This window comes from Oceanobacillus manasiensis (assembly GCF_000724085.1).
Classification (GTDB): Bacteria; Bacillota; Bacilli; order Bacillales; family Amphibacillaceae; genus Oceanobacillus_B; species Oceanobacillus_B manasiensis.
Window position 1 is genome coordinate 361700 of the sequence record NZ_CCDL010000003.1, and the last position, 26457, is coordinate 388156.

Here is a 26457-nt window from a genome sequence, read left to right on the forward strand (position 1 = left end):
GCAATGCGTATTGTTTCCATTTGTCCGAGTAATACAGAAATTCTAGAATATCTAGGAAAAGTTCATTTGCTTGTAGGTGTGGATGATTTCACTGACTGGCCACTTTCAGTCAGAGAATTGCCTAAGGTGGGACCTGATCTATCAATTGATATGGACGAGGTAGCAGCCCTAAAGCCAGACCTTGTGCTCGCTTCCCTTAGTGTACCAGGAATGGAAAAGAATATAGAAGCACTCGAAAAACTTCAGTTGCCTTATATTATTCTTAATCCTAATTCTCTTCAGGAGATTGCGGAAGATATTGAAACAGTGGGGCGGGCTATTGGTGAAAGTCAGCTTGGTATGACCAGAAAGGCAACTTTTCTTGCTGAAATAAGACAATTTAGGCAAAGAAAAACGAAATCCAGTCAACCTACCCTCTATTGGGAATGGTGGCCAAAACCCGTATTTACTCCTGGTGCTGTTAATTGGCTAACTGAAATAAGTGAGCTAGCTGGGGCAACAAATATTTATGCTACAGAACAGGTCGCAAGTTTCCAGACAGATTGGGAAGACGTTAAGACTAGAAATCCAGATCACATTTGCATGGTTTGGGTGGGAATAAAAGAAGAAAAGATGAGACCTGAGCTAGTCATGAAAAGACCTGGATGGGATAAAATGCGAGCAGTACAAAATGGCAATGTTCATGTGTTAGAAGAATCGCTATTTTGCAGGCCTTCACCACGTTTACTGGAAGGTTTAAGAAAGCTTATTAGACATATAAATTAAACAAGGGCTAAAACGAGGTATAGAATCCGTTTTAGCCCTTGTTTTTAGCTTACTCTTTTACCCCCAAAGATCATAGTTATGATTGGGCTTGCCAGACAGAAAAATGCGAAAGGCAAGTAGGTTAATACAGGGACTCCTAGTACGTCTGCGATGAAGACCCCACAAACACTCCATGGTACTAATGGATTAATTACCGTTCCCGCGTCCTCTAAAGTGCGCGATAGGGCTTTTCTTGGAAGTCCTACCTTTTCATAGAGGCTTTTAAATGTTTCACCAGTCAGCATAACGGATAAATATTGCTCTCCGACAAATACATTAACACCAATTGCAGTTGCAGCTGTTGAAATAATGATGGATCTAACTCGTTGGAGCTTTTCCTGTAGTGCTGATAGGATACTAGGTATAATTCCTGTCACAAACAACAAACCACCAAAGCCAAGAGCTAAAATAACGAGAGAAATGGTGAATAACATGCTGTTAATACCGCCCTTTGTAAGCAGCTCATTCACTGGATCAAAATTTGTGGAGGCAGTATAGCCATTAAACCATATCCCCCATATGGAACCCCAAGGAATTTGATGCACAAAGCCGGCAATAAGCGTGGCAGTTATGCTGCTGATCCCTAAAGATAGAAATGCAGGTATTTTTAATATAGTACAAAGTACAATGACAACAAGTGGCAGCCAAGAAAGCCAATGAATCAATCCAGTGTTTTGAAGTGCGTTTTGATAGTCTGCAGCACTTTGTAAGGAAATTGAGTCATTAGGCGACAATATGGCAAACAAGATGAATGCGATAATCGATGCTGGAATTGTCGTTAAACTTATATGTTTTATGTGATCAAACAAATCTACACCTACAATGGTTGATGCAAGATTGGTTGTATCAGAAAGGGGTGACATTTTATCCCCAAAGAATGCTCCTGAAACAATTGCTCCAGCGGTGATGGCTAGTGATGTATCCATTGCACTAGCCATACCTATAAATGCAACTCCGATTGTTGCGGTCGTTGTTAAAGAACTTCCTAAAGAAACTCCGATAATTGCAGTAACAGCGAACACGATAGCATAAAACCATGTTCCACCTATAAATTGGAAACCGGTGTTAATCAGGGCAGGTATAGTTCCACTAATGATCCAGCTGCTTATGAGAATACCGATAAGTAAAAATAAAAAGACAGCACCCATTCCTGTACGGGCACCTTCCACCATTCCCTCTTGAATATCTGAAAAGCTGATTCTTTTCATCAGCCCGTATGCTATAAGCAAGAATATTCCAAGCAGAATAGGAATGTGTGGAGGGCTTTCTAATTCAATAATAAAAAAACTAATAAGCGATATAAGAGCAATGAAAAAAAGAATGGATTCTATTAATGCCGGCTGATGCTTTGGTTTAATTGGAAACATTGTGAAACCTCCTTGATATGTGTTGTTTACGTTGCTGGGAATCAGGCATTGCTGATAATGGTGGAACAATTGGGATGGAGAGGGCACCACGTTACTGTGCACCATTTTCTTGTATTTAAGCAGTATATATCATTAAAATACAAAAAAAGCTTCGCCCCATATAAGGGACGAAGCTTTACTCCGCGTTACCACCCTGATTGCCAACACGCATGTGCCAGCCTCTCAATTTAACTATCCGCTTTTGATGAATGTGTAATTTAATCTTTTCCTGCCGGGACTTTCAGCTAACGCCCCGTCTCTTCTTGCTGCCCAAAAAAGATCTACTTCGCATTCCAGATATGATATTCTCTTTTCTACTTTATAGATTACAACGACTATACATGGTGTAATAATCATTTGTCAATACGAAATTAAATCCTTTCTTAAAAGAAAATTATCCGCTATAATAATTAGAATTATGAATCAAAGGAGGCAAGGAATGTGGCAACAGATGTTGTAAGCAATGCTGAACAAAAAACTGCAAAAGAAATGATACATAAAGGAATAGCTGCAGGTTTTCCAATTATGCTTGGATACTTACCAATTGCTCTCACATACGGTGTTCTTGCCAAGCAAGCAGGGATGAGTTTAATAGATCTGACATTAATGAGTGTCATGGTGTTCGCTGGTGCGAGTCAATTTATGGGAGTAAACATGATTGCGGTTGGTGCAGGAGCTTTAGAAATTATAATTGCCACGTTTGTATTAAATTTTCGTCATTTTGTAATGAGCTTATCTTTTATGAATAGATTGCGAGGTGTTAAATTAAGGTGGAAATTTCCACTATCCTTAGGCCTGACAGATGAAACTTTTGCGGTTTCAGCGCTTCATTCAGAAGAGGCTAAGCAAGAAAGGGGTCCATTATTTTATTTAGCGCTGATTTTAACAGCATACTTTTCCTGGATTGCTGGTTCATTTCTTGGTGGAGTGCTTGGAGAGGTCATCCCAGCCCAATTAAGTCAGAGCATGGGGATAGCCCTATATGCCATGTTTATCGGCTTGTTAATTCCATCGGTTAAGAAGGAATGGAAATTAGCGATCATTGCTGTCATTGCCATGTTAATAAATGCGCTTTGTACTGAATGGGGAATGAGTTCAGGATGGGCTATTGTACTTGGAACGATTATTGGCGGCATGAGTGGAATATTTCTAATGAGGGAGGAGGAAGCGTGATGGTCTTAATACTACTTGGTATGGCTCTTGTCACAATGGTTCCAAGGGTTATCCCAGCTTTTATTGTGGATAAATTGCAGTTTCGTGATTGGGTTAACCGTTGGCTAAACGCCATTCCCTACGCAGCGCTTGGTGCACTCATTTTTCCAGGCATTATGACAGTTAAGCCAGATCAACCACATATTGGTCTGATTGGAGGAATCGTGGCAATTGGGTTGGCATATATCGGCTTAAACGTTATCTTAGTTGTATTTGGAGCCATTGCTACAGTCTTTTTGTTAACAATCTAATTCATATCATTAGATGTTGTAAACTTCTTCCCTTTATAACATATTGAGCCTAGTAAAATGGCTCAATATGGATGTGAGCATTTCGAATATTATGCTCATCATAGAGGTGCTGTTCAATTCTTACCGTAATGTCGTGGCTTTCTTTTACGTTTAAATGGGTATCGACTAGAATCGTTATATCGATAAATTGCTCATTACCAAGAACTCTCCCTTTAACATTCTTGACTGCTTTAACATCCGGTTCTTTTTCTACACTTGATCGGATTTTTTTTATTTTTTCCTTATCAAATCCATCTGTAAGTGTGTGTGTAGCATCTTTAAAAATTTTCCATGCCGTTTTACAAATAATTAATCCAACTAGTAACCCCGCAAGTGGATCAAGCCAAAATAGACCAAACTGTGCTCCAATAATCCCAACAAAGGCTCCAATACTGACTAAGGCATCTGAACGATTGTCCTGGGCAGCTGCATAGAGTGCGCTACTATTTATCTTTTTGGCCAGTTTGACATTATAAAGATAGACTAGAAGCATGATGACTGCTGCCCCAAGGGCTGTCCATGCTGTGATCATATCTGGCTTTATTGATTCCCCCTCAAAAACCTTTTGAATGGTACTAAAAATAACCTGAACTCCTACGAACATCATGATGAAAGCAGCAAAAAGTGATGCAATAGTTTCTGCACGGAAATGGCCATAATGGTGATTATCATCAGGTGGTTTACGAGATATTTTTAATCCGATTAGTACAGCTACTGATGCAATAACATCTGTTGAGTTATTCAACCCGTCTGCTTGAAGTGCATCTGAGTTCCCTGTATATCCGATTATTAGCTTAGTTGCTGCTAAAAAGATATAGGCAAAGATGCTAAGCCAAGCTCCTCTTTCTCCGCGTTTTAAGTTATCTGAATGGTTCATTGAATAGCCTCCGTTGATGGTTCTTTCGCTCGTACATAGTCTAACAAACCATTTAATGGTGGGTCTAGAGAAACATTGAAGCATGAAGGTATATGTATTGGCAGCAGGGAAGGAAGTTTGCCAAAGTAAAAAGAAAGTCCTCAATCTACTTTTACCCAAATAGAAAAAAATTATGTTTTTCACAAATTATAGTTGAAATTATTCTAAAAATTTAGGATAATAGAAAAAAGGAACAAGGGGGCTATTCCATGAAAAAGGAAAAGCTAATCTACAAGTATAAACGATATGAGGGAAGCGTAACTTCAGCCAAAAAAGAGATACCATTTGAGTTTAGACTATCATCCCGAATGATCCTTGACGAAATTTGTTTTCAGTACAATAAACAAAGAATAGAAGCGTCGATTAATCAAGCAATTGCAAGTGGAAATAAAGAGCAGTTTATGCAAAGCAGTGAGGCATTTAAACAATTTATTTGGGAATAAAGTTATGGACAAAGTAGGGGCTAGTTAGAGTAACAAAGGGGTAAATATATAATATAAGGAGGAGCCGGACGGACATTCCAAAAAATGGAATTATTTCGTTCGGCTTCTTTAAGTACTTTTTTTATCTATCCTCCCATTTAAAGTGTGCGATGGGGGATCAAGCATTCTAAGTGAGGGATTAACTTCCAGTAAAGGCCCGCTTCGTTTAACTAAAAATTGGAGGGAGAGGTAAGGAAACCCCCACCAATCATACTAATAGGTAATGACTCCCAATTTTAGACGATTGGATCACTGTATTTATTTTCTAATTTTAGTTCCAAAGGAAGACCCGTGTCATAAGAAATGTTGGCAATTTTCCTTTCAAGTTCTATCGCTTTACGAGTCTCTTGATGCCAAAAGTGGAGTACCTCTGTTGAAATATCGACTGCTTCCTTTAATCCCTTGTTATATAACGTTAGAAAGCTGTCATTACTCGGCTCTTTTGTAGCAGGATGACACCAATTGGTGTTACGGAGATTTAAATAATCCGTATTATTACTAATTGGCTGATGAGAATATGAAGAAATAAGGGAACTGAATAATTTATTTTTCCAGCTAAAGGGATCTGAAAGCAATTTTAACGCAAGGCGCATGTCTTTATAAGCAGTTTCAATAAACTTGGGTTGTTGATCGGCAAGCTCAGGATAATGCTTTTCGATAGCAGTATGTAGAAGGTCGCTAATTTCAGTTTTTAGAGTCTTTCCAACATCGATTTCTCGATGGACTTGTTTTTTCCATGATTTTTGGTTACGAAGCTTTTCCATCATCATTGTATCAATTTGGATCTCAAGCAACTGATGCTTACTTCCCTCATAACCGGCTCTATAATGAATATAGGGATGAGTATTTCGGTCAAGGATGTGGTGTGTCACGAAACCGAATACGTAGGCGCGTAATACTTCACTACCGTATTTTGCATCTTTAATAAGGTCCATTAGAAACGGACCACAATTCCTAGTATGTAATGCCATCCCCACTTCATGTACTGGTTCGTCTTTGATCCATGGCCAAAAATTATAATAGAAAAAGGGATCAGGCCCCTGCGCACCCAGCTTTATATATTCTTTATGTGTTAAAAAAGTTATCGGCTCTTCCATTGTGTCTACAACTTGTTCACAAAAAAGTATATGTGTCCAAATGTTTGGCATATAAAAACCTCCTATTATGAACTTTATTTAAAGACAATTCTAATGAATGACGTTGTTTTACTGTTGGTCTTTATATCAGTATAAAAGAAAATGAACAGATATGGGAAATTGTTTTTTGTATTCCTACAATTTGTTAACGCTTTTTTTCTTCTGAAAATTTGGTACAATGGATAAAAGGCAATGCTTACATAGGGGAGGAATAAGAAACATGGATTATCGTGTAGAAAAAGATACAATAGGAGAAATAAATGTACCAGCTGAGAAATACTGGGGCGCGCAAACACAACGTAGCAAGCAAAACTTTCCTATAGGAAATGAAAAAATGCCAACCGAAATAGTTAAAGCGTTTGCTATATTAAAAATGAGTGCTGCTAAAGCTAATTATGATCTAGGATTAATGGAAGAGGAAAAGGCTGAAGCCATTGCTTACGCAGCTCAACAAGTTGTTGACGGCAACCTTAATGAGCATTTTCCACTCGTAGTTTGGCAAACAGGCAGTGGGACTCAATCAAATATGAATGTGAATGAAGTTCTTGCTTATGTTGGGAACAAATGGTTAAAAGAGAAGAATAGTGAACTTGTTCTACATCCCAATGATGATGTAAATAAATCACAAAGCTCTAATGATACATATCCTACAGCCATGCATATAGCTTCTGTTTTAAAAGTAGAGGAAAGTGTGTTACCAGCTGTGAAACAGTTGAAAGAGACACTAAAAGAGAAGATGGATAAATTTCAAGATATAGTGAAAATTGGACGTACTCACCTCCAGGATGCTACTCCTTTGACTCTTGGACAGGAAATTAGTGGTTGGCACCGTATGTTAGAAAAGTCCGAAAGAATGATTGAAGAAAGCACGAGATATTTAAGAGAACTTGCAATTGGCGGCACTGCTGTTGGTACAGGATTAAATGCTCATCCTGAGTTCTCTGAACGTGTTTGTGAAAAAATTAATCAATTTACAGGAAAGAAATTTATATCTGCACCTAATAAATTCCATGCGCTAACAAGTCATGATGAGACGGTATATGCACATGGTGCCTTGAAGGCTCTTGCGGCAGATATTATGAAGATTGCCAACGATGTACGCTGGCTAGCAAGCGGGCCGCGCTGCGGAATTGGGGAAATAACTATCCCTGCGAATGAGCCGGGAAGCTCCATCATGCCAGGGAAAGTAAATCCTACACAAAGTGAGGCTGTAACAATGGTAGCCGCCCAAGTGATGGGTAATGATGCTACTATAGGCTTTGCAGCAAGTCAGGGGAATTTTGAATTAAATGTATTTAAGCCGGTAATTGCTTATAATTTCCTTCAGTCCTGTCAGCTTCTTGCAGACAGCATCCTTTCTTTTGATGAGCGTTGTGCTAGCGGGATTGAAGCAAACGAGGAGGAAATTGAAAAGTATTTAAATGATTCTCTCATGCTCGTGACAGCATTAAACCCACACATCGGATATGAAAATGCGGCTAAAATCGCCAAAAAAGCATTTGCAGATAACGCAACATTAAAAGAGACTGCTGTTGCTACAGGGTTATTAACGGAAGAAGAATTTGATAAGTATGTAAACCCTGCAGATATGACTGGTCCAAAATAGTAAATGGAATTATCGACAAAAACCCTGATGCTATGGCATTAGGGTTTTTCTTATAGTATTAAATTATAAAGTATGGTTGAAAGGTGATTATAAAACTAATATGAAATAATCAAGCCCATACAATGAATACGAAGTATTAGTCACTACTATGCACTTTCATACAACGTTTGTACACTTTGAACTTTAATACAAACCCTTTGCTCAATAGATTGGAAACTACCCTACAATTTACCAAATAAATAAGGTAATAAGTTAGCTGATTCTGCTCACACTATAATTACAGGAGGTGATAAACAATGGCTAACAACAACAATTCAAACCAATTGATTGTACCTGGTGTACAACAAGCATTAGATCAAATGAAAATTGAGATTGCTCAAGAATTTGGTGTTAACTTAGGTGCTGACACAACTTCACGTGCTAACGGTTCTGTTGGTGGTGAAATCACTAAACGTCTTGTTCAAACTGCTCAACAACAAATGAATGGATCACAATTTTAATATGAATGGTAAGAGGGGAAAGCACAGCTTTCCCCTCTTTTAATCGTTTTGCGAAATAAAAAAGAAGCAGCATAGCTGCCTCTTCGGATAAAATTTATAATCTTATTCTTGCTTCGCTTTCGACGTCGAAGAAATGAGCACTGTTCATATCAAATGCCAATTCCATTTCTTGTCCGCCTTTCACGTCTGTCCTGGAGTCAACTCGTGCAACAAAATCTTGCTCATTTACTTTGGAGTATAAGTAGGATTCAGCACCCATAAGTTCAGCAACATCGATAGTAGCTTTAATCTTACTACCTGGTGTTGACTCAATGAAAACAGGCTCATCGTGAATATCTTCAGGACGTACTCCTAGAATAATATCTTTCCCGATGTAATTTTGCTCGCGTAGTCCTTTCATTTTTCCTTCAGGTACTTGAATTTTTATATCACCCATTTGGAAACCGGACTCGGTCAACTTCCCAGAGAAGAAGTTCATAGAAGGAGAACCAATGAAGCCACCAACGAAAACATTCTCAGGATTATCGTAAACCTCTTTTGGTGCTCCAACTTGCTGAATAATTCCATCCTTCATGACTACAAGACGTGTTGCCATAGTCATCGCTTCTGTTTGGTCATGTGTTACATAAATTGTAGTTGTTTGCAGACGTTGGTGTAATTTTTGAATTTCAGCACGCATCTGTACACGTAATTTAGCATCAAGGTTAGATAAAGGCTCATCCATTAAAAACACCTTAGCATCACGAACAATCGCCCGGCCAAGTGCTACACGCTGGCGTTGACCACCTGATAAAGCTTTTGGTTTACGATCAAGGTATGCTTCTAGGCCAAGAATTTTCGCTGCGTTTTTGACACGCTTTTCAATCTCGTCCTTTTTAAATTTACGAAGTTTCAATCCGAATGCCATATTGTCATAAACATTCATATGTGGGTAAAGGGCATAGTTTTGGAATACCATTGCAATGTCTCTGTCTTTTGGAGCAACGTCATTCATTTTCTTTTCGTCAATGTATAACGCACCATCTGAAATTTCTTCAAGTCCTGCAATCATTCGAAGAGTTGTAGATTTCCCGCAACCAGATGGCCCGACAAATACGATGAATTCTTTATCCTTTATATGCAAATTGAAATCATCTACTGCTATTACTTTTTTATCGTAAGACTTTTGAATGTGGTCAAGTTTTAACTCAGCCATATTAATCCCTCCAATGAAAACGTTTTATTGTTTTTATTATAAGAAAAGTCTGTCCGCATTAAAATGGCAAACATGCACAAAAAACATCTTAGCCTTTGTGCATGTTTGCCAGTAATGCGATATAAACAGTAATTGCTTCATGGAAATGACGAATATCTATGCCAGTTTTTTCAATGAATTTGTCTAACCGGTATTGTAAACTGTTTCGATGCATGTAGAGAGTCTTTGCAGCAACAGAGACATTTAAGTTACATTTAATAAATGTTTCAACCGTCTGAAGAATTTCTTCATCCTCTGAGAATTCTTGAAGAACTGAAGAAGAGAGCTCTTCTCGGAAACTTTCTGATGTTTGATCAACTAATAAAAAAGGGATGGATTCAGAGAAGGATAGCACAGATTTGTCCGAATAGTTAAAAGCAGTTCTAGCACTGGTGAGTAAAGATCTGTAATGTTTTCCTGTATTATTTAAATGTTGTACATAAGGACCTGCAAAAAAATGAATGTTAACATATAAATCGCTCATTAGGACATCGATAATTTGCTTATAAGAAATGCTCTCATCCTCGTACTTAGCCTTTTCTTCTATAATAATTCCTTCCCGTTCATTTTCCCAAAGTATCGGTACAGGGTAAGAAAAAAACTCATGAAGAGATTCTTTAAACGTTTTGGGATCAATTTGATCTTTTCTAATAGAGAAATAAACAAAACGAAAAGGATGATTCGTTTTATCGACAGAACCAGATTCTTCTCCAGCTTCAATCTTTTGTTTCCAATTCTTTTCTTGCTCTGTAAGCAATGGAAAGCTAGTTTGAAAAGGGGTTAAAAATGTGGATAAGAGAGTAAGGTCTTTATCCGTCAACTCATGCTTTAATATTCCAATTACTTGGTTCTGTTCTAGTTGAAACCATTTGTAATCTTCCTCGTTAGCTTTTTTTTTATGAAAATTTTTGTACGAAATAATAGATGGAAAAATGTTTTGTAGCTGTTCAAACATGTAAAAACCTCTTTCTCATGAACTTGCTATCATTATAGCAAGGATAACATAATTAAAAAACAAAATTATTGGATTTTTGCCCCATTTTTCTATTGCTATACATGTTACAAATCGTTTGTTATAGTAGGTAGAGTAAGAAAATCGGAGGAGGATTTATTTTGCCTAACATTTACGATAGTGCGTATGACTTAGAAAAAGCAATACGTGAAAGTGAAGAATTTAAAAGCTTAAAGCTTGCATATGATGCAGTCATGAATGATGAGTCTGCTAAGCAAATGTTCGATAATTTCCGTGACACACAAATGGCACTACAAGAGAAACAGATGCAAGGTCAGGAAATTACAGAAGAAGAAGTGGAAAAAGCACGTCAGGTTGTTGAACTTGTTCAGCAGCATGAAGACATTTCTAAATTGATGGAAGAAGAACAGCGCCTAAATACGGTAATAAATGATGTAAGCCGAATTATTACCAAGCCACTAGAAGAGCTATATGGCACACCAGAAGATACACAAGAGTAAGTAAGTTAAAAGTCCACATTTATTTGTGGGCTTTTTTTTATAGGTTAGGAAATAAAATTGCTTATTATTAATGTCATAAGTATAAGAAAAACTAGAATTCACTATAAGGCTAGCGAATTCTAGTTTTTTTTATGACAAGCAGGATGTTGCTCACCGAACGGCGAAAGAGATTAAAGAGACTACATAAAATGGAGGGATGGATCGATGAAATATGTGATGATGGAAGAAAAAGGGGAAATTACGTATATCTACTTAAATCGTCCTGATAAATACAATGCATTAAATAAAGAGATGTTAGAGGAGCTCCTAGATACAGTAAGGCATGTAAGAGATAGTGTAGCAAGAGTAGTTGTTTTGTCTGGTAAAGGGAGCGCTTTTTGTTCTGGTGGCGATATTCGTATGATGGAAGATTTTTCGGATAGAGCTAACTTTAATGGGGTCATGGAAACCATTAAAGACATCGTAATGGAGTTATTTATGATGCCTAAGATCATTATTTCTGCCATCCAAGGAGCTGCTGTAGGGTTAGGTCTAAGTATTGCGCTAACAGCAGATTATGTTGTGACACAGAAAGATGCAAGATTAGGTATGTTATTTCTTGGTATAGGTTTATTGCCTGATGGAGGAGGACACTTCTTTTTGCAAGAACGAATTGGTGTTCAAAAAGCTAAACAATTTATTTGGGGGATGGAACAAGTCAAGGGTATCCAGGCAAAAGAAATGGGATTGGTTGATATCCTGTCAGATGAGCAGGCGATTATGACGGCAGATAGACTTGCTGAAAAGCTCCTTTCCTCACCGCTAACAGCTATGTTAAAGACTAAAATGCTTTATCATTCGCGACAGAGAGACAACCTTTTGTCTTTTTTAGTTGATGAACAAGAGGCTCAATGGGAACTCAGACAAACTCAAGATCACCAAGAAGGTGTGCAAGCATTTTTAGATAAAAGAAAACCACGCTTCAAAGGTGAATAATGACCAGCGCGTAAAATCGCTGCTGGTCAATTGCTATTACTTTATCGGTGGAATAGTATTAGTTTTGCTTCTGGGGTGACACATCGATGCGTGTATTCTTGGTAACCAGTATCATCTAATCTGGCTTGTCCAACCGTTTTTGCTTCATCATCTGATGTAGCCGTGAAGGACTCATCTAATAGTTTTTTACCGGATTGATCAAATACAGTCAAGGCATAAGTTCTCATTTGTTCTACTACCTCCCTATGTTAAATATGTCTATATACTTATATTCTGTATGTACCCTACAAAACCCTTTTTTCGTCATGGGGTCTGAAATTATAGGTTGATTTTCCTAAAAAAGAAGTTGTTAAACATACGGAATCATGCTATCGTATCGATGTACGATATATCGACTTCCGATGTAATTATCTTCACTAAAGATTAATATTTTTGAAACAATAGCTAGAAAGAAACGTATTACTTAAAAGAGGGGGAATGCAACGTGACACTTGTACTAAAAAACGTTACAAAACAGTTCGGCAGTCACACAGCTGTTGACAATTTGTCTCTTGAAATTCCAGAGAGTGAAATGTTTGGGTTTCTAGGAGGAAATGGTGCTGGGAAAACAACAACTTTCCGTATGATCCTTGGCTTACTTGATCGTACTGATGGGGATATTTCATGGAATGGGGGAGAGATTAGCTATGATAAAAGCCATCTTATCGGTTACCTTCCAGAAGAAAGGGGACTTTATCCAAAATTAACCGTAAAAGATCAGCTTATTTATCTTGGAAAACTACGGGGCATGAATAAAAGCAGTGTCGTCAAGGAATTGGAAAGCTGGCTCGAACGTTTTAAAGTTCCTGAGTATATGAATAAAAAAGTAGAAGAGCTTTCTAAAGGGAATCAACAAAAAATTCAATTTATCTCGGCTATAATTCACAAACCGAAATTGTTAATTTTAGATGAACCATTTTCCGGGCTAGATCCAGTCAACGTTGAAATGTTAAAAAAGGCTGTAGTCGATTTGAAAGAAAAGGGTACATCCATCGTATTTTCATCCCATCGAATGGAGCATGTTGAAGAGTTATGTGAGCATCTATGTATTTTACATAAAGGGAAACCAGTTGTTCAAGGTACTTTAAGGGATATCAAACGTTCTTTTGGTAAAAAGAACTTAATAATTCGTGGTAATGAGGACTTTGCTTTTCTGAGAAGCCATCCGGGTGTAATTGACTATAAAAAGCACATGGATGGATGCGAATTACAAATTGAAAATGAAGAAGTTTCACAGACAGTATTCTCTGCTCTTCAGGGGAAAGGGTTTATTCGAAAATTCGAACTAGAAGAGCCATCCCTAAATGATATTTTTATCGAGAAGGTAGGTGCTTCCTATGAATAAGTTCTGGATTATTATGTCTCATACCTACATAAGCCGAATAAAAACGAAATCTTTTCTTATTAGTACCGTCCTTACACTTTTATTCATTGTAGCTGCAACGAATTTTCAGACAATTATTGATGCATTTTCGGATGGTGAAAGTGATCAGATCGCTGTCATTGATGAATCTGGTGAACTTTTTGACCCACTAAATCAGGGGATCCAGTCATCTAGTGAGGATTTGGAGTTTTCCTTATATGATGGATCAGAACAAGCTGGAAAAGAAGCGGTGCAGGATGATGAGTACCAAGCACTAGTCGTTTTATCTTTAAATGACAATGAATTACCTGAAGCTAGTTACTATGCAAATAATATTTCCAATTCAAATAATCAAGCGATGATCCAGCAACAACTCCAGCAAATAAAAGTTGCTTATGCTACACAGCAATCAGGTGTTGATCAGTCGACTCTTGCAGAAATTTCTGCGCCAGTGACCTTTAATACCGTGGCTCTTGATAAGTCTGCTAAAACCGATGAAGAACTGAGTCAGGCAAGAGGGATTGTCTATGTTATGTTATTTTTACTTTACATGGCCGTTATCACCTATGGAAATATGATCGCTACAGATGTCGCAACAGAAAAATCTTCTCGCGTCATGGAGATTCTTGTTTCCAGTGCTTCTCCTGTAACGCATATGTTTGCCAAAATAATTGGAATTGCACTTCTAGGGTTAACGCAGGTCGTGCTTTTCCTTGGCGTCGGTTACGCGATGATTCAAGCTAACCAGGATAATATGACCGGCGGGTTCTTCTCGGTATTTGGATTAAGTGATGTGTCCGTCTCTGTATACATTTATGCCATAGTCTTCTTTATTCTTGGCTATTTGCTATACGCTACATTAGCAGCAATGCTCGGTTCGCTTGTTAGCCGAATAGAAGATGTACATCAGTTAATAATGCCGATGATCTTTTTAATTATGATTGCATTCTTTATTGCTATATTCGGTCTAAATGCACCCGAATCAGAACTAATCAAGATTACTTCGTTTATCCCGTTTTTCTCACCAATGATCATGTTCTTAAGAGTGGGAATGCTTGATATCCCGATTTGGGAAGTCGCACTATCAATTGGCCTTCTGGTAGGCACCATCGCATTATTAGCATTAATCGGTGCCCGTGTATACAAAGGTGGCGTCCTAATGTATGGAAAATCAAACTCACTGAAAGATTTTAAAAAGGCGTTGGCTCTTTCTAAAAAAGAGTAGAGATATAAGCAAATGCTTTGAACGTATAAGCCGAGCAGCTATTCAAATTTTTGGTTAGATTTGAAGCTGCTCGGCTTTATTGTCGTGTAATCCTGTCACATAATAGAACGTGCATTCTGTTTACGGGTTTGCTAAAATAGAAAATGAGGTGAAAAGATGAAAAGCATTAGGTTCATTCACGCAGCAGATCTACACTTAGACAGTCCGTTTATAGGGCTGGCGTATGCCCCAAAGTTAGTTCTTGATTCTATAAGGGAAAGTACATTCCTTGCACTTGATAACCTTGTGCAGGCAGCTATTGAAAAGCAAGTCGATTTTGTACTTATTACAGGCGATTTATTTGATAGCGAAAGACAAAGCTTGAAAGCCCAAATTCGTTTGAAAAAGGCGTTTGAGCTTCTTTATTCACACGAAATTATGGTTTATCTATCTTATGGAAATCATGATTACATAAAAGGAAATATCCACCCCATTACATATCCAAACAATGTACAGATCTTCCCAGATGAACAGGTTCGATCATTTATTCATTATAAGGAAGATATGCCGATGGCAAAAATATATGGGTTTAGTTATGAAAAAAGGGCGGTAACAGAAGGCAAAGCTAAAGAGTATCGCCTATCTGACGATACGATTCCGTTTCATATTGGTATGCTTCATGGCAGTATACAATCTAATACAGACCACGATCTGTATGCGCCTTTTCAGTTAAATGAATTAGTAGAAAAAGATTTCGATTATTGGGCATTGGGACATATTCACCAAAGACAAATTCTGAAGGAATCACCTCCAGTTATATATCCTGGCAATATTCAAGGGAGAAACCGAAAAGAAACTGGAGAGAAAGGCTGTTATGTTGTTGAACTATCAGCTTCCTCTTATAACACCCAATTTCTTCCCCTTCAAGCGATACAATTTTCTAAGTTATCTATTAACGCTACTGCTTGTATTGAAATTCATCAGCTTGAAGAAGAGATTCAGAAAGCCTGTCATCATTTGGCAGAGGAGCAGCCTCATATGATCGATCTCTCTATTGTTGGAAACCAACAAAGATTATCAGCATGGGAACAGGAAGGTTTATTAGAAGAAATCATAGACGTTGTAAATGCAACGATGCAGTTAGAAACAAACTGGTGCCATATTTTCCGATATCATTCAGAGATTGACTACAGCACGATTGACCCCTATTTATATGAGGGCGACCATTTCATAGGAGAGTTGCTCAGGCAAACGGATAAGGCATCTATCCAGCCTTTTTTGAAGGATTTATATAAGCAGAAACAGGCCAGAAAATACGTTGAGATGTTTGCAGAGGAGGAAGTAGAACAAATAAAGAATGAAGCAAGGCATATCTTGTTAAAGGGGTTAATGGAGGAGTGAGGTAAAGATTGCATATCACGAAAGCAACCATACATGGCTTTGGAAAATGGGTGGATACAACCGTAGAATTCCCTACATCAGGTCCTGTTATTTTATATGGAGAGAATGAATCTGGTAAATCAACATTACAAGCATTTATATTGTTTATGCTGTTTGGACTCCCTCCAAAGCAACGAAATTTCTATAAACCGATAACTAGTGGGAAAATGGGGGGGAGACTAACAATCTTAGATCCTGAGGTAGGAAGGTACACGATTGAAAGATTAGATAACTTGCGAAATGGCTCTGCCGTTTGCTATGCAGAAGATGGAGCGGAGTATGATGAAACATGGTTAAAAAGCAGACTGAAAGGAATGACGGATCAAACTTATCGATCTATATATTCTTTTTCAGCAAGTGACTTAGCTGGCCTACCGAAAATGAAAGAAGAGGACCTAGGTGAAGTCCTACTAGGAATCGGTCTAACGGGCACAACCGCAATTTACGCGCTTGAATCTAGCCTTGATAGCCAAATCAGTAGATTGTTTAAGCCGTCAGGGAAAAAGCCGCTCATTAATGAGCAGATAAACAAGCTAGACACACGTTTGGGAAATCTACAGAAAGCTAAAGAACAAGAAGCTACATACAGGGAGAAAAAGGAGGCAGTTCAAAAATATACCGAAAATATTGAGGAAGCTTCTCGCACCCTGCAACATGAAAAAGCTATCTTACATTATAATGAAAGAAAGCTCCAAGCACTGCCATATCTGAAAAAATACTGGTCAGTAAGGAAACAATTAGAGCAGCTCCCAAATGAACTGCCCTTCCCTGAAAATGGTGGCGAACGCATGCAACAGGTAAAAGATAAATTGTTACCAGTAAAGAGTGAATATGCTCTGTTGCTAGATAATCGAGATAAGTATGAGAAAAAGCTATATGCCTTAGAAACAAACGATGGAGATTCTAATGAGGAAACACTACAAGAAGCTTATAAGTTAAAGAAAGAGGCTGAAGAATATGTGGCAGAAAAGAAAGAAGTCTCCAATATTTCAAAGCAAAAAGAACAGCTTGAATTCCAAATGGACGAGGAATTAAACCAGTTACGTATTAATGTGGATAAGGTAAAGCTCTCAGAGATAAATCTTCCTTTTCATACTGAAAAGACGTGGGGGGAGCTAAAGGCCGAACAAGATACATTAGACGTAGAACAATCTAAGCATCTAGAGGAAAGTCATCAGTTAAAAAAAGAACGGACCCGCCTATTATCACAGGCTGAAAGTCTTGAAGAGGGCCTCTTAACTGAAAATCGTGTAGAAGAGCTAAAGAATAAGATATACAAAATAGAAGAAAATACAGTTCGAAGGTACTCTGATACGGAATCTAAATTTGGGCAGAATCCATTGCAAAGTTGGAAGCAAAAGAAAAAGAAAGCAAATCAAAAACTATTCCTTCTCAGCTTTGGCTTGGCCATCCTTCTAATCCTTGTAGGTATCATAGTGGAGAATGCATCCTACTACTTGTTCGCAGTCATTACGTTGACCGCTGGGTTATTACAGTGGTGGCATGGAAAGCAAAGTTTGACAGAAATCGAAACATTTGCGAATACAGATGGTGTCTCGGCAGGTTTGGTAGAAAAGAGAGAGGCAGAACATCAGCTACTTCTTCATGAAAGAGCATCATCAGAGATTGCGACATTAGAAGCACAATTAAAATCTCTTGATCATACTTTTGCTTTATGGCAAGAAAGAGGGGAGCAGTTTCAAGACAGACAGAACATTTTAACTAACAAAATAGATTATGAAAGAGCGCAATACCCTTTTCTAAAAGGAATAAATGTAACCTATTGGCTTGAAATCTACCACCATCTTAAGCATTTGATCAGGCTGTCTAGAGAAGAAAATCGATTAGCGGATACTTTAAAACAAAGAACGGAAAAGCAGGATAGATTTTTTGAAAGGCTAAATGTGTTTTTGAATTCCTCAAAATGGGGAAAACAGGATAGCACACAGGAAGAAAAAATCGTAGTACTGGAAAAGTGGATACTACATTACGAAGAGAATGAGAGTGAAAAACTGCATTATCAGCATTTGTATAAGGAGACAACTGAACAACTTCTCAGTGTTAAGAAAAAGCTTACCGTTTATGAGGAAACATATAATGAATTATTAAGGTATGCACAGGTGCAGGACGAAAACGCTTATTATGAACGTGCTAATCTTCTATCTGAAAAGAAACAACTACAAGTTACAGTAGCAAGACTAGAAGAACAGTTACAGTCATTTTTGCGTGACGAGAATGCAGTAATTCCTGATGAGCCAGAAATGGTAGAGCAAAGCAATACAGTTAAACAAAACATTGCCTTGCTTGAAAAAGATATGGAAGACTATCGTCAGCAGTTAGCAGATGTAAAAGCTGAACTAACACAATTGGAGATTTCTGGTGAGTATTCAGAGGCATTTCACACTTTTTCAATGGAGAAAGAAGAGCTTCATCAGTCTGTTCGAAAGTGGGCAGTTTTGAAAACAGCAAAAGGGATTCTTGAAGAAACAAAGCGAAAATACCGAGATAAGTATTTAAGAAGGGTCATTGAAAAGACGAGCGAATATTTTTACAAGCTAACAGGGGGGGACTATCAAAATGTTTATCCTCCAGTTGATGGGAAGTTGTTCCAAGTTGAATCAAAGGACCATGTACGATATACAGTTGATCAACTGTCACAAGGGGCAAAAGACCAACTCTATATTTCGCTAAGAATAGCAATTAGTAATATTATGAGTGAAAAGCATCGCTTACCATATATTCTAGATGATGCATTTGTACATTTTGACCCGACGAGAACAGAGCGCATGATTCAATTAGTTAAGGAACTCTCAAACAAGCAACAAATCATCCTTTTTACTTGTAAAGAAGATTTCTTACAATATTTTGAATTAGAAAATATTATTCAAATAAAAAATACTGTTCGCATTAAGTGACAAATAATGATAAACTATTTGCAGATTAATAATTGCAAGTGGAGGGACATCCATTGCCTGAGAAGAATATAACAACTGATTGGGATAAGTATGACGAAACAATAGAAAAATTTATTCAAGTGATTGCCAAAAATATGAATTTATATGGCATCACATCATCTGTGGGTCGCCTATACGGGGTTCTATATTTTGCTGAACAACCGATGACCTTGGATGACATGCGTGAAGCACTTAAAATGAGTAAAACAAGCATGTCAACAGGAGTTCGAGCTTTATCAGATATGAAAATGGTAGAATCGACGTTTAAGAAGGGTATGCGTAAGGACTTGTATCAATCTGAGGAAGATTGGTACAAATCTTTTACATCCCTTTTTGGGAACCGTTGGAGACAACACACGGAAACAAATATAGAAGAGGCAGAAGAAACCATTGCCGAATTGGAATTAATCATGCAAGGAACCGAAGATAATGACCTGAAAGAGAAAATTCAAGAAGATGTTGAACGCTTACGTTATGCTCAAAATTATTATGAGTGGGTTATGAAATTTATTCAGGTTGTGGAATCGGGAAAAATATTTGATTATATTCCTAAAAATAAGTAACAGCAGGAGATTGACATAAGGAAGGCGTAAAGCCTGTTTTTAAGTCAATCTTCTTTTTTTATTGAGTTCATAATAGGGGGAAGAAAGAACATGAATAAAGGAATAGGATATGTCAATATAGGAGAAGCTGTCGATAGCTTCATGCTTATAAAGGAAGCAACGAAGGGACTAACCAGTGGCGGGAAACCTTTTCTAACACTAATTCTAAGGGATGCAACTGGAGAGATCGAAGCAAAGCTTTGGGATGCATCGAAGGAAGATGAAGCATTATTTATTCCAGAAAAAATAATTAAGGTTTCAGGAGAAATTAACCAGTTTAGAGGAAAAGCCCAGTTGAAAATCCTAGCGGTTAGGCCAGCACAACCTACAGATGGCGTTCACGTGTCAGACTTTGTGGAAAAGGCGCCTGTGGATAAAGATGTATTGATGGATAAGCTGACAGAGGCAATATTTGAGATGGAAAATCCTACTTTACAGCGAATTACTAGAGCTTTTATAAAGAAATATCAGGATAATTTGCTTCTATATCCAGCTGCAACTAAAAATCACCACGAATATGTATCTGGACTTGCACATCATATTGTTAGTATGTTGGCGATAGCAAGGCAATTACATGAATTATACCCTGAAGTGAATAAAGATTTACTTTATGCTGGCATTATCTTACATGATTTAGGCAAGTTAAGAGAATTGTCAGGTATGGTGACAACCTCTTACACCTTAGAAGGAAAATTACTTGGTCATATTCCAATGATGGTAGAAGAAATTGGTCTGATGGCAAGAGAATTGCAAGTAGAAGGTGAGGAAGAGACCCTTATTTTACAACATTTAATTCTATCACATCATGGGAAAGCAGAATGGGGGAGTCCAAAGCCGCCTTTGGTAAGAGAAGCAGAGATTTTACATCTTATTGACCTTATGGATGCAAAAATGAATATGCTTAATCGCGCATTAGATAAAACGAAGCCGGGTGAATTCACTGATCGAATGTTTGCTATGGACAATCGAGCATTCTATAAGCCACTGTTTGAAGAATAAAGATATCGGTTATTATTTAAACTTCTTGTACATATACTTGTGATAGAGAATATGGACAAGGAGGCCGAATAATGATATTAGGAGTACCTTGGTGGGTTTTTATGCTGGTTATTTTAATCTTTTTAAGTGGATATATGGCAATGCGTGCAATGCTCGCAGAGAAAAAGCTAGAACAGCAGTTTATTGAAAGAGAAGGTAAGGTATATATGGATCGCTTAGAAGCAGAAAGAGTTAGCAAACAGCATCAAAAAGAACAAATTTCGGAATAAGCGTAAGATAAAAAGAGGATGTTCATCATGAGATGAAACATCCTCTTTTTAATTTGATAAATTTTAGCCTTGTGCTTCTTCTTCTGGTTCAGGCTGTTCAAACATATCTTCTAGACCATCAACTTTCACATCTTTAACTGACTCTTCGATTAATCCATTAATTTTTTCTTGTGCTGCAGTTGGATCCATTTTTTGAGTTACAAGCTCACGGCGAAGATCATCTTTCACATCTTCAAATTCACCCATGCTTTCTTCCTTTTCACGCTTATCATTTATTTTAATGATATGGAATCCATGTTGGGTAGCAACAGGATCACTAATATCTCCTGTTTCCATGCTATATGCTGCATCTTCAAATTCAGCAACCATTTGTCCAGCAGAGAAGTAACCAAGGTTTCCGCCATCTTCAGCAGTACCATCAGTTGAATATTCTGCTGCTAAATCAGCAAAGTCTTCGCCATTGTCTAGCTTCTCTTTCACTTCATTAGCTGTTTCTTCATCTTCAACTAGAATGTGTGATGCATCAATTTCTGTATTTTTACGATCATATAGTTCTTGTAGTTCTTCATCTTTTATTTCAATATCTTCAGAGACAACAGCTTCTTGTAGTAAGCTTATTTCAATAACATCACGGAAAGCTTCTTCATTTCCAAATTGTTGAGCCACTGCGTTTTCATATTGGTCGCCTAATTGTTCTTTCATTTTTTCTACTTCTTCTTCTACTTGCTCTTCTGACACGTCATACTTGTCCTGGAGCACTTCAATTGTAACTAACTCACGAAGCACTTCCTCGCCATATTTGTCTTTCATTTTCTCGTAGAATTGATCTTTTGTGATATCTCCTGCAGCAGTTTCTACGACAACTTCTGATTCTGCTTCATCTGAATTACAAGCAGAAAGAGTCAATACTCCCGCTGTTAATGTGGCAGCGATTGCTAGTTTTTTCAATTATGAACACTCCTAATCATTCTCGCATTTTGTTTTTACTATTGTTTAATATAACATATTTTATGTAAAAAAAATATATAGTTCTACCATTAGGTTAAACCATGACATTTAGCACACGAAGATAGGAACAAACGAGCAGTATAAGAATCATTATATTAATAGTACGAAATACCTTCCGTTGTTTTAATGATTCCATTTCCATTTTTGTGCAAAACCTATCTGTTAGGGAATTAAATATAAATAAAACGAGAGCTGCAAACAGCAAATACATAATGAGCATAAAAGACCTCCTTGTTCCCAGTTAACACTGTAAAAATATATCATATCTATAAATTATCCTATTCCTAACTTTAACAAAAGATTATCAATCTGAACAGACTTATCCTGAAAAGCAGCATAAGAAAATGACTGTCTTTGAAAAATTCTATTTACGAGCTCTTCTAATAAATCTTAAGTAGAAACCAGTCTTTTTCTAGTTAAGAGAACGAAAAAAAGACCTGGAAACCGTAACCAGGTCTTATGGTAGCTTTGTTTCTTTTATTAAGATATCGAAGCCGTCATGTCGACTATCAATAAAACATTGTTTAGGAGCTTTTTGAATATGAATTACATAAAGAAAATCAAGATATGACATGCCTATATGCACGGATGTGAACATTAGAATATAGACAGAATAATCGGTGAACAAATAACTCGCAATCACTCCTGGGATGCTTATTAAAATAGTTGGTGCAATAGCAACAATTAATGAGACTTTTTTGGTGAGATGAAATTTTGTATAATAATTAAATATGGGAAATCGTTTATTTTTCATTTTAAACATTATTTTTAGTCGCTTATTTAGTATAATTAATGGTAGGATGTGCATTAGCGAATGCAATGCAGGTAATAAAAGTAATGCCAGTATAAAAGGCAGAAAACCTGCTTCATCGACTTTGTTGGTGCCCTGAGCAATTGTGATTGGCACGTATAGAAATATGAAGGATAACAAGCCGATCAAAAATGATAAAAGGTATAAACGATTGTTCCCAAATTCTTTTGTATGGTTAATGGATTTCCAGCAATTCATTTTTGATCCCTCCGGTTAATTCTTGTTGCATAGAAGTTTATGATATATAAGAGTGCTGTGAATAACTAATTAACTGAATTAGCTACGACCAGCTAAGGTGCTTCCGCTTTTGATCTTGAGACTTTTAATCCTTCAAGAATAATAGTACGATTACAGAGAAAAATCAATAGTTTTTTGTGCTTTTTTATAAAAGATTTACAGCAGTGTTATAACGGCTTTGTAAAAGGGGGTTCAAGAGGTTGGGAAGAACGGAAAACAACGACAATGCTGCCTTTCATCTGCAACTGCTTTCAAAAGTTATGGATTTGAATCAATTCCCCATGATAAAGATGGTGCTAGAGAGAGATGTAACAGGCTTAGAATTTAAGGAATTACTTCAATTACTGAGCAGGTTAAATGACAAATATGTAATGCAACAAGAAGAAGGTCTTCTTGACTACAGTTCACTCCTTATAGAATTTGCCGGTATGTTAAGTGAAAAGCTTGATCCAAATGCGACAATTTATGCATTAAAAAAAGAAGGGTATTATCCTTCTCTAATGAAAACATTTATCAAAATTATTGAAGAAGACGAACGTAAATATAAACGAAGGAGATTGTAAATTTCCTTCGTTTATTTTTTTGTCTTTAATCCTGTTTCATTTGCCTGAACAAATGTTCAACCTTTGTATGAAAGGTAATGATGTCCTGTAACTTACTACTGAGTTTCTCGAGTTCTGGTGTGTTATTTTGGCTTAAATTTTGTTTGACAGATTTATTGGTTTCCTCTAAAGAATCCTTTTGATGAATTGTAGCGTCAATCCATTTATTTATATAGAAATTCATAAACGTTTTGAATAATTGGGTGTTGGCCTGATACAAATCTTTACGGACTCCCTTTTTCCACACTCTTGTTACAAGATTTAAGTCTGAAAGCGTTCTCACACCTGTGCTCATAGAAGTCTTGCTTTTTCCAAGTACTTCACTCATCTCATCTAGAGTAAAAGGTTTTTCATATAGATATAGATAGGCAAAAAGCCTAGCCTCTAATGGCGTAAGGTCAAACATCTCGAGTGTTTTAGAAAATTCAATCATAATTTCGTTAGTTACATTTTCATTTTGAGGTAATTTCATAAAATCCTCCTAAGTCATGATATATAAAGGGTACACTAAATAAACAATATTTAAAAACAGTACATTTGCTAGGAATTTTAAGTAAATTGGAGATATTTAAAGATACTATGCTTTTATAGTTCGTACAGTTTAAACTGTACGTAAAAAACGTACAAAACTAATGGATTTTAAAGTTTGTGTTGAAATAAAAAAACAGATATAGTATTACAAGTAAAGCAAATCGGTACGGCTTGATGGAAATCAGCTGATGGAGGTTCTAGAGGATTTCTATCACCCGTACTCGGACAAATACTAGTCACAAAGTAGTGGTCCAATAATAATAGTTAGATTAAAGGTGAGGTGAATAATTTGCCAGTAATTGAAGCGAAACAGCTATCAAAAGTATTTGGAAAGAATCCAAAACAAGCATTAAAGATGTTAGATAAAGGTTCTTCCAAAGAGCAAATACTAAAAGAAACCGGAAATACAGTAGGTGTTAACCGTGCTTCCTTTTCTGTAGAAGCTGGTGAGATATTCGTCATTATGGGTTTATCTGGTAGTGGTAAATCTACCTTGGTTCGATTAGTTAATCGTTTAATTGAACCAACAGAAGGCAGCCTTTATATTGATGGTGAAGATCTTGCTGGGATGGATAAGAAATCCTTGCGCAGGGTACGTCGTGAAAAACTAAGTATGGTTTTTCAAAAGTTCGGTTTATTTCCATTCCGTACCATACTGGAAAATGCCGAATATGGTTTGGAGATACAAGATGTTCCAAAAGAGGAAAGACAGAAAAAAGCGAAAGAGGCATTGGAAATGGTTGGCCTTGGCGGCTATTTACATCAAAAGCCAAGTCAATTATCTGGTGGTATGCAGCAGCGTGTTGGTTTAGCCCGTGCTTTAGCTAACGATCCGGAAGTTCTACTTATGGATGAAGCATTCTCTGCGCTGGATCCACTTATTCGTAAGGAGATGCAGGATGAGTTGCTTGATCTGCAAACGACAATGAAAAAAACAATTCTATTTATTACACATGATCTGGATGAAGCTCTCCGACTAGGCGATCGTATTGCCTTAATGAAAGATGGCTCTATCGTACAAATTGGTACGCCAGAAGAAATCTTGGTTAACCCTGCCAATGACTATGTTGAAAAATTTGTTGAGGATGTTGACCGTTCAAAAGTATTGACGGCACAGAACATTATGAAACGGCCAGAAACAGTGAACATGGAAAAGCATGGACCAAGGGTTGCATTGGAGCGTATGCGTGAAGAAGGGTTATCAAGCATGTTCGTAACAGACAGCAAACGTAACTTAAAGGGTTATATTACTGCTGATGATGCTTCAGAAGCTCGAAAAAAAGAAGTAGGTAACCTACAAGACATCTTGAAAAACGATATTCCAAAAGTAGATAAAGAGACACCTTTAAATGAAATCTTTGATATTATCTATGATTCTCCTATTCCTGTTGCAGTAGTAGAGGAAGATAAATTGGTAGGAATTATCGTACGCGGTGCAGTTATTGCTGCTCTTGCCGGAGAAGGCGAGGTGAACATAGGAAATGCTTAATAATATGCTTGACTTTATTCCAAAGATTCCGGTAGCTGAGGGTACTAAATGGTTTACTGAGAAAATTACAGATTATTTTTCATTCTTATTTGAGCCAATTAAAGAACATTTTGGAAACTTCATGGATTTTGTTTCTGAATCACTTACCGCAGTTCCGCCAGTTATTATTATTCTTTTAGTTGCAGTGCTTGCATTCTTTATTTCAGGCAAGAGGCTTGGTTTGACGGTATTCTCAATTGTTGGTCTATGGTTCATTTATAACCAGGGACTATGGGAACACTTGATGAGTACTTTTACACTAGTACTGATCTCAAGTTTACTTTCCATCATAATAGGGGTGCCAATTGGGATACTTATGTCCAAAAGTAAAACAGCAGAGGCCATTATTACACCAATTTTGGACTTTATGCAGACAATGCCTGCATTTGTATACTTAATACCTGCCGTTGCCTTCTTCGGTATTGGAATGGTCCCAGGAATTTTTGCCTCTTTAATTTTCGCTACACCACCTACAGTAAGGTTTACCAACCTTGGTATTCGCCAGGTGTCTAGTGAATTAGTGGAAGCTTCTGAGGCGTTTGGTAGTACGGGTTCTCAAAAATTATTTAAGGTAGAACTCCCTATGGCAAAAGCTACGATTATGGCTGGGATAAACCAGACAGTCATGCTAGCGCTATCTATGGTTGTAATTGCATCCATGATCGGTGCTCCAGGTTTAGGAAGAGAAGTGCTTTCCGCCCTACAACGTTCAAATGTTGGTAACGGTTTTGTAGCTGGTGTAGGAATAGTAATTCTTGCGATCATAATAGATCGTGTTACCCAAAATTTAAACAAACAGAAATAAACAATTAAATTTGTTGGCATCTTTTCAATAT

At 37.2% G+C, this 26457-nt stretch carries 28 protein-coding genes; 18 read left to right on the forward strand and 10 right to left on the reverse strand.

The features are described from left to right. Positions 1-3 precede the first annotated feature (3 nt). Positions 4-765: a cobalamin-binding protein gene (locus tag BN985_RS15335; protein ID WP_042224515.1), complete on the forward strand. Its 762-nt coding sequence runs from the start codon at positions 4-6 to the stop codon at positions 763-765. A 44-nt stretch (positions 766-809) separates the two neighbouring features. Here BN985_RS15335 and nhaC read toward each other — a convergent pair whose 3' ends face one another. Further along, positions 810-2171 carry a Na+/H+ antiporter NhaC gene (nhaC, locus tag BN985_RS15340; protein WP_042224516.1) on the reverse strand — a complete coding sequence of 454 codons (1362 nt, stop codon included), beginning with the start codon at positions 2169-2171 and terminating at the stop codon, positions 810-812. 480 nt (positions 2172-2651) lie between these two features. Here nhaC and BN985_RS15345 point away from each other — a divergent pair, with 480 nt between their 5' ends. Both BN985_RS15345 and BN985_RS15350 read left to right on the forward strand, forming a co-directional pair. Then, entirely contained in the window at positions 2652-3383 is a 732-nt protein-coding gene (locus tag BN985_RS15345; RefSeq protein WP_408634697.1) for an AzlC family ABC transporter permease, read from the forward strand. Continuing rightward, the gene (locus BN985_RS15350) at positions 3383-3673 is read left to right on the forward strand and encodes an AzlD domain-containing protein (protein WP_408634701.1); all 291 of its coding nucleotides are present in this window, start codon (positions 3383-3385) and stop codon (positions 3671-3673) included. Before BN985_RS15345 ends, BN985_RS15350 begins: the two co-directional genes overlap by 1 nt. Before the next feature lie 49 nt (positions 3674-3722). Here the strand turns inward: BN985_RS15350 and BN985_RS15355 are convergent, their stop codons facing one another. Continuing rightward, entirely contained in the window at positions 3723-4589 is an 867-nt protein-coding gene (locus BN985_RS15355) for a cation diffusion facilitator family transporter (protein ID WP_042224518.1), read from the reverse strand. Between the two features lie 248 nt (positions 4590-4837). On the opposite strand from BN985_RS15355, the gene BN985_RS15360 reads away from it, so the two are divergent. Next, positions 4838-5071, forward strand: a complete 234-nt coding sequence (locus BN985_RS15360; protein ID WP_042224520.1) for an IDEAL domain-containing protein — start codon at positions 4838-4840, stop codon at positions 5069-5071. A 275-nt stretch (positions 5072-5346) separates the two neighbouring features. On the opposite strand, the gene BN985_RS15365 is transcribed toward BN985_RS15360, so the two are convergent. Continuing rightward, a complete protein-coding gene (locus BN985_RS15365; RefSeq protein ID WP_042224521.1) occupies positions 5347-6258 on the reverse strand; it encodes a zinc dependent phospholipase C family protein in 912 nt (303 codons plus the stop codon). A gap of 208 nt (positions 6259-6466) precedes the next feature. Here BN985_RS15365 and fumC point away from each other — a divergent pair, with 208 nt between their 5' ends. Together fumC and BN985_RS15375 are read left to right on the forward strand one after the other, a co-directional pair. Continuing rightward, complete coding sequence (fumC, locus tag BN985_RS15370; RefSeq protein ID WP_042224522.1) at positions 6467-7852, forward strand: class II fumarate hydratase; 1386 nt, start codon at positions 6467-6469, stop codon at positions 7850-7852. Positions 7853-8148: 296 nt separating this feature from the next. Next, the gene (locus BN985_RS15375; protein ID WP_042224523.1) at positions 8149-8352 is read left to right on the forward strand and encodes an alpha/beta-type small acid-soluble spore protein; all 204 of its coding nucleotides are present in this window, start codon (positions 8149-8151) and stop codon (positions 8350-8352) included. 94 nt (positions 8353-8446) lie between these two features. Here the strand turns inward: BN985_RS15375 and BN985_RS15380 are convergent, their stop codons facing one another. Both BN985_RS15380 and BN985_RS15385 read right to left on the reverse strand, forming a co-directional pair. Beyond that, positions 8447-9547 (reverse strand): ABC transporter ATP-binding protein, encoded by a 1101-nt coding sequence (locus BN985_RS15380; protein ID WP_042224525.1) that lies wholly within the window; start codon positions 9545-9547, stop codon positions 8447-8449. Positions 9548-9635: 88 nt separating this feature from the next. Then, entirely contained in the window at positions 9636-10541 is a 906-nt protein-coding gene (locus BN985_RS15385; RefSeq protein WP_042224526.1) for a PucR family transcriptional regulator, read from the reverse strand. Between the two features lie 158 nt (positions 10542-10699). Here BN985_RS15385 and BN985_RS15390 point away from each other — a divergent pair, with 158 nt between their 5' ends. Both BN985_RS15390 and BN985_RS15395 read left to right on the forward strand, forming a co-directional pair. Then, a complete protein-coding gene (locus BN985_RS15390; protein ID WP_042224527.1) occupies positions 10700-11059 on the forward strand; it encodes a YlbF family regulator in 360 nt (119 codons plus the stop codon). 204 nt (positions 11060-11263) lie between these two features. Further along, entirely contained in the window at positions 11264-12034 is a 771-nt protein-coding gene (locus BN985_RS15395) for an enoyl-CoA hydratase (RefSeq protein ID WP_042224528.1), read from the forward strand. A 41-nt stretch (positions 12035-12075) separates the two neighbouring features. Here BN985_RS15395 and BN985_RS15400 read toward each other — a convergent pair whose 3' ends face one another. Continuing rightward, complete coding sequence (locus BN985_RS15400) at positions 12076-12261, reverse strand: YhzD family protein (protein WP_042224529.1); 186 nt, start codon at positions 12259-12261, stop codon at positions 12076-12078. A 257-nt stretch (positions 12262-12518) separates the two neighbouring features. Between BN985_RS15400 and BN985_RS15405 the strand changes: the two genes are divergently transcribed. From BN985_RS15405 to BN985_RS15435, 7 genes are all read left to right on the forward strand, one after another. Further along, positions 12519-13418 carry an ABC transporter ATP-binding protein gene (locus tag BN985_RS15405; protein ID WP_042224530.1) on the forward strand — a complete coding sequence of 300 codons (900 nt, stop codon included), beginning with the start codon at positions 12519-12521 and terminating at the stop codon, positions 13416-13418. Beyond that, complete coding sequence (locus tag BN985_RS15410) at positions 13411-14661, forward strand: ABC transporter permease (RefSeq protein ID WP_042224532.1); 1251 nt, start codon at positions 13411-13413, stop codon at positions 14659-14661. Before BN985_RS15405 ends, BN985_RS15410 begins: the two co-directional genes overlap by 8 nt. A gap of 156 nt (positions 14662-14817) precedes the next feature. Beyond that, positions 14818-16041: a metallophosphoesterase family protein gene (locus tag BN985_RS15415; protein WP_042224534.1), complete on the forward strand. Its 1224-nt coding sequence runs from the start codon at positions 14818-14820 to the stop codon at positions 16039-16041. A gap of 8 nt (positions 16042-16049) precedes the next feature. Continuing rightward, complete coding sequence (locus tag BN985_RS15420; protein WP_042224536.1) at positions 16050-18995, forward strand: ATP-binding protein; 2946 nt, start codon at positions 16050-16052, stop codon at positions 18993-18995. A 53-nt stretch (positions 18996-19048) separates the two neighbouring features. Further along, positions 19049-19597, forward strand: a complete 549-nt coding sequence (locus BN985_RS15425; RefSeq protein ID WP_042224537.1) for a GbsR/MarR family transcriptional regulator — start codon at positions 19049-19051, stop codon at positions 19595-19597. Positions 19598-19687: 90 nt separating this feature from the next. After that, a complete protein-coding gene (gene yhaM, locus BN985_RS15430) occupies positions 19688-20635 on the forward strand; it encodes a 3'-5' exoribonuclease YhaM (RefSeq protein WP_042224538.1) in 948 nt (315 codons plus the stop codon). Between the two features lie 71 nt (positions 20636-20706). After that, positions 20707-20904, forward strand: coding sequence for a sporulation YhaL family protein (locus BN985_RS15435; RefSeq protein WP_052360713.1), 198 nt, complete (start codon positions 20707-20709; stop codon positions 20902-20904). 63 nt (positions 20905-20967) lie between these two features. Here BN985_RS15435 and BN985_RS15440 read toward each other — a convergent pair whose 3' ends face one another. The 3 genes from BN985_RS15440 to BN985_RS15450 all read right to left on the reverse strand — a co-directional run bounded on the left by BN985_RS15440 (position 20968) and on the right by BN985_RS15450 (position 22921). Further along, positions 20968-21852 (reverse strand): peptidylprolyl isomerase, encoded by an 885-nt coding sequence (locus BN985_RS15440; RefSeq protein WP_042224539.1) that lies wholly within the window; start codon positions 21850-21852, stop codon positions 20968-20970. Positions 21853-21946: 94 nt separating this feature from the next. Further along, positions 21947-22132: a hypothetical protein gene (locus BN985_RS15445; RefSeq protein ID WP_042224540.1), complete on the reverse strand. Its 186-nt coding sequence runs from the start codon at positions 22130-22132 to the stop codon at positions 21947-21949. Between the two features lie 237 nt (positions 22133-22369). Continuing rightward, positions 22370-22921 (reverse strand): DUF3267 domain-containing protein, encoded by a 552-nt coding sequence (locus tag BN985_RS15450; RefSeq protein ID WP_042224542.1) that lies wholly within the window; start codon positions 22919-22921, stop codon positions 22370-22372. A 239-nt stretch (positions 22922-23160) separates the two neighbouring features. Between BN985_RS15450 and BN985_RS15455 the strand changes: the two genes are divergently transcribed. Further along, positions 23161-23523: a DUF1878 family protein gene (locus tag BN985_RS15455; RefSeq protein ID WP_232225602.1), complete on the forward strand. Its 363-nt coding sequence runs from the start codon at positions 23161-23163 to the stop codon at positions 23521-23523. A gap of 25 nt (positions 23524-23548) precedes the next feature. Here BN985_RS15455 and BN985_RS15460 read toward each other — a convergent pair whose 3' ends face one another. Then, positions 23549-24034: a GbsR/MarR family transcriptional regulator gene (locus BN985_RS15460; RefSeq protein WP_042224544.1), complete on the reverse strand. Its 486-nt coding sequence runs from the start codon at positions 24032-24034 to the stop codon at positions 23549-23551. Positions 24035-24382: 348 nt separating this feature from the next. Between BN985_RS15460 and BN985_RS15465 the strand changes: the two genes are divergently transcribed. Next, positions 24383-25582 (forward strand): quaternary amine ABC transporter ATP-binding protein, encoded by a 1200-nt coding sequence (locus BN985_RS15465; RefSeq protein WP_042224545.1) that lies wholly within the window; start codon positions 24383-24385, stop codon positions 25580-25582. Continuing rightward, positions 25575-26426, forward strand: a complete 852-nt coding sequence (locus BN985_RS15470; protein ID WP_042224546.1) for an ABC transporter permease — start codon at positions 25575-25577, stop codon at positions 26424-26426. The genes BN985_RS15465 and BN985_RS15470 overlap by 8 nt, the downstream gene beginning before the upstream one ends. Positions 26427-26457: the final 31 nt, after the last annotated feature.

Coding starts and splice junctions, on each gene's coding strand:
- BN985_RS15365 (WP_042224521.1), bottom strand. CDS start 6,258: ATGCCAAACATTTGGACACATATACTTTTTTGTGAACAAGTTGTAGAC.
- nhaC (WP_042224516.1), bottom strand. CDS start 2,171: ATGTTTCCAATTAAACCAAAGCATCAGCCGGCATTAATAGAATCCATT.
- BN985_RS15360 (WP_042224520.1), top strand. CDS start 4,838: ATGAAAAAGGAAAAGCTAATCTACAAGTATAAACGATATGAGGGAAGC.
- BN985_RS15445 (WP_042224540.1), bottom strand. CDS start 22,132: ATGCTCATTATGTATTTGCTGTTTGCAGCTCTCGTTTTATTTATATTT.
- yhaM (WP_042224538.1), top strand. CDS start 19,688: ATGAATAAAGGAATAGGATATGTCAATATAGGAGAAGCTGTCGATAGC.
- BN985_RS15435 (WP_052360713.1), top strand. CDS start 20,707: ATGATATTAGGAGTACCTTGGTGGGTTTTTATGCTGGTTATTTTAATC.
- BN985_RS15410 (WP_042224532.1), top strand. CDS start 13,411: ATGAATAAGTTCTGGATTATTATGTCTCATACCTACATAAGCCGAATA.
- BN985_RS15380 (WP_042224525.1), bottom strand. CDS start 9,547: ATGGCTGAGTTAAAACTTGACCACATTCAAAAGTCTTACGATAAAAAA.
- BN985_RS15470 (WP_042224546.1), top strand. CDS start 25,575: ATGCTTAATAATATGCTTGACTTTATTCCAAAGATTCCGGTAGCTGAG.
- BN985_RS15460 (WP_042224544.1), bottom strand. CDS start 24,034: ATGAAATTACCTCAAAATGAAAATGTAACTAACGAAATTATGATTGAA.
- BN985_RS15395 (WP_042224528.1), top strand. CDS start 11,264: ATGAAATATGTGATGATGGAAGAAAAAGGGGAAATTACGTATATCTAC.
- BN985_RS15415 (WP_042224534.1), top strand. CDS start 14,818: ATGAAAAGCATTAGGTTCATTCACGCAGCAGATCTACACTTAGACAGT.
- fumC (WP_042224522.1), top strand. CDS start 6,467: ATGGATTATCGTGTAGAAAAAGATACAATAGGAGAAATAAATGTACCA.
- BN985_RS15335 (WP_042224515.1), top strand. CDS start 4: ATGCGTATTGTTTCCATTTGTCCGAGTAATACAGAAATTCTAGAATAT.
- BN985_RS15355 (WP_042224518.1), bottom strand. CDS start 4,589: ATGAACCATTCAGATAACTTAAAACGCGGAGAAAGAGGAGCTTGGCTT.
- BN985_RS15375 (WP_042224523.1), top strand. CDS start 8,149: ATGGCTAACAACAACAATTCAAACCAATTGATTGTACCTGGTGTACAA.
- BN985_RS15385 (WP_042224526.1), bottom strand. CDS start 10,541: ATGTTTGAACAGCTACAAAACATTTTTCCATCTATTATTTCGTACAAA.
- BN985_RS15350 (WP_408634701.1), top strand. CDS start 3,383: ATGGTCTTAATACTACTTGGTATGGCTCTTGTCACAATGGTTCCAAGG.
- BN985_RS15450 (WP_042224542.1), bottom strand. CDS start 22,921: ATGAATTGCTGGAAATCCATTAACCATACAAAAGAATTTGGGAACAAT.
- BN985_RS15400 (WP_042224529.1), bottom strand. CDS start 12,261: ATGAGAACTTATGCCTTGACTGTATTTGATCAATCCGGTAAAAAACTA.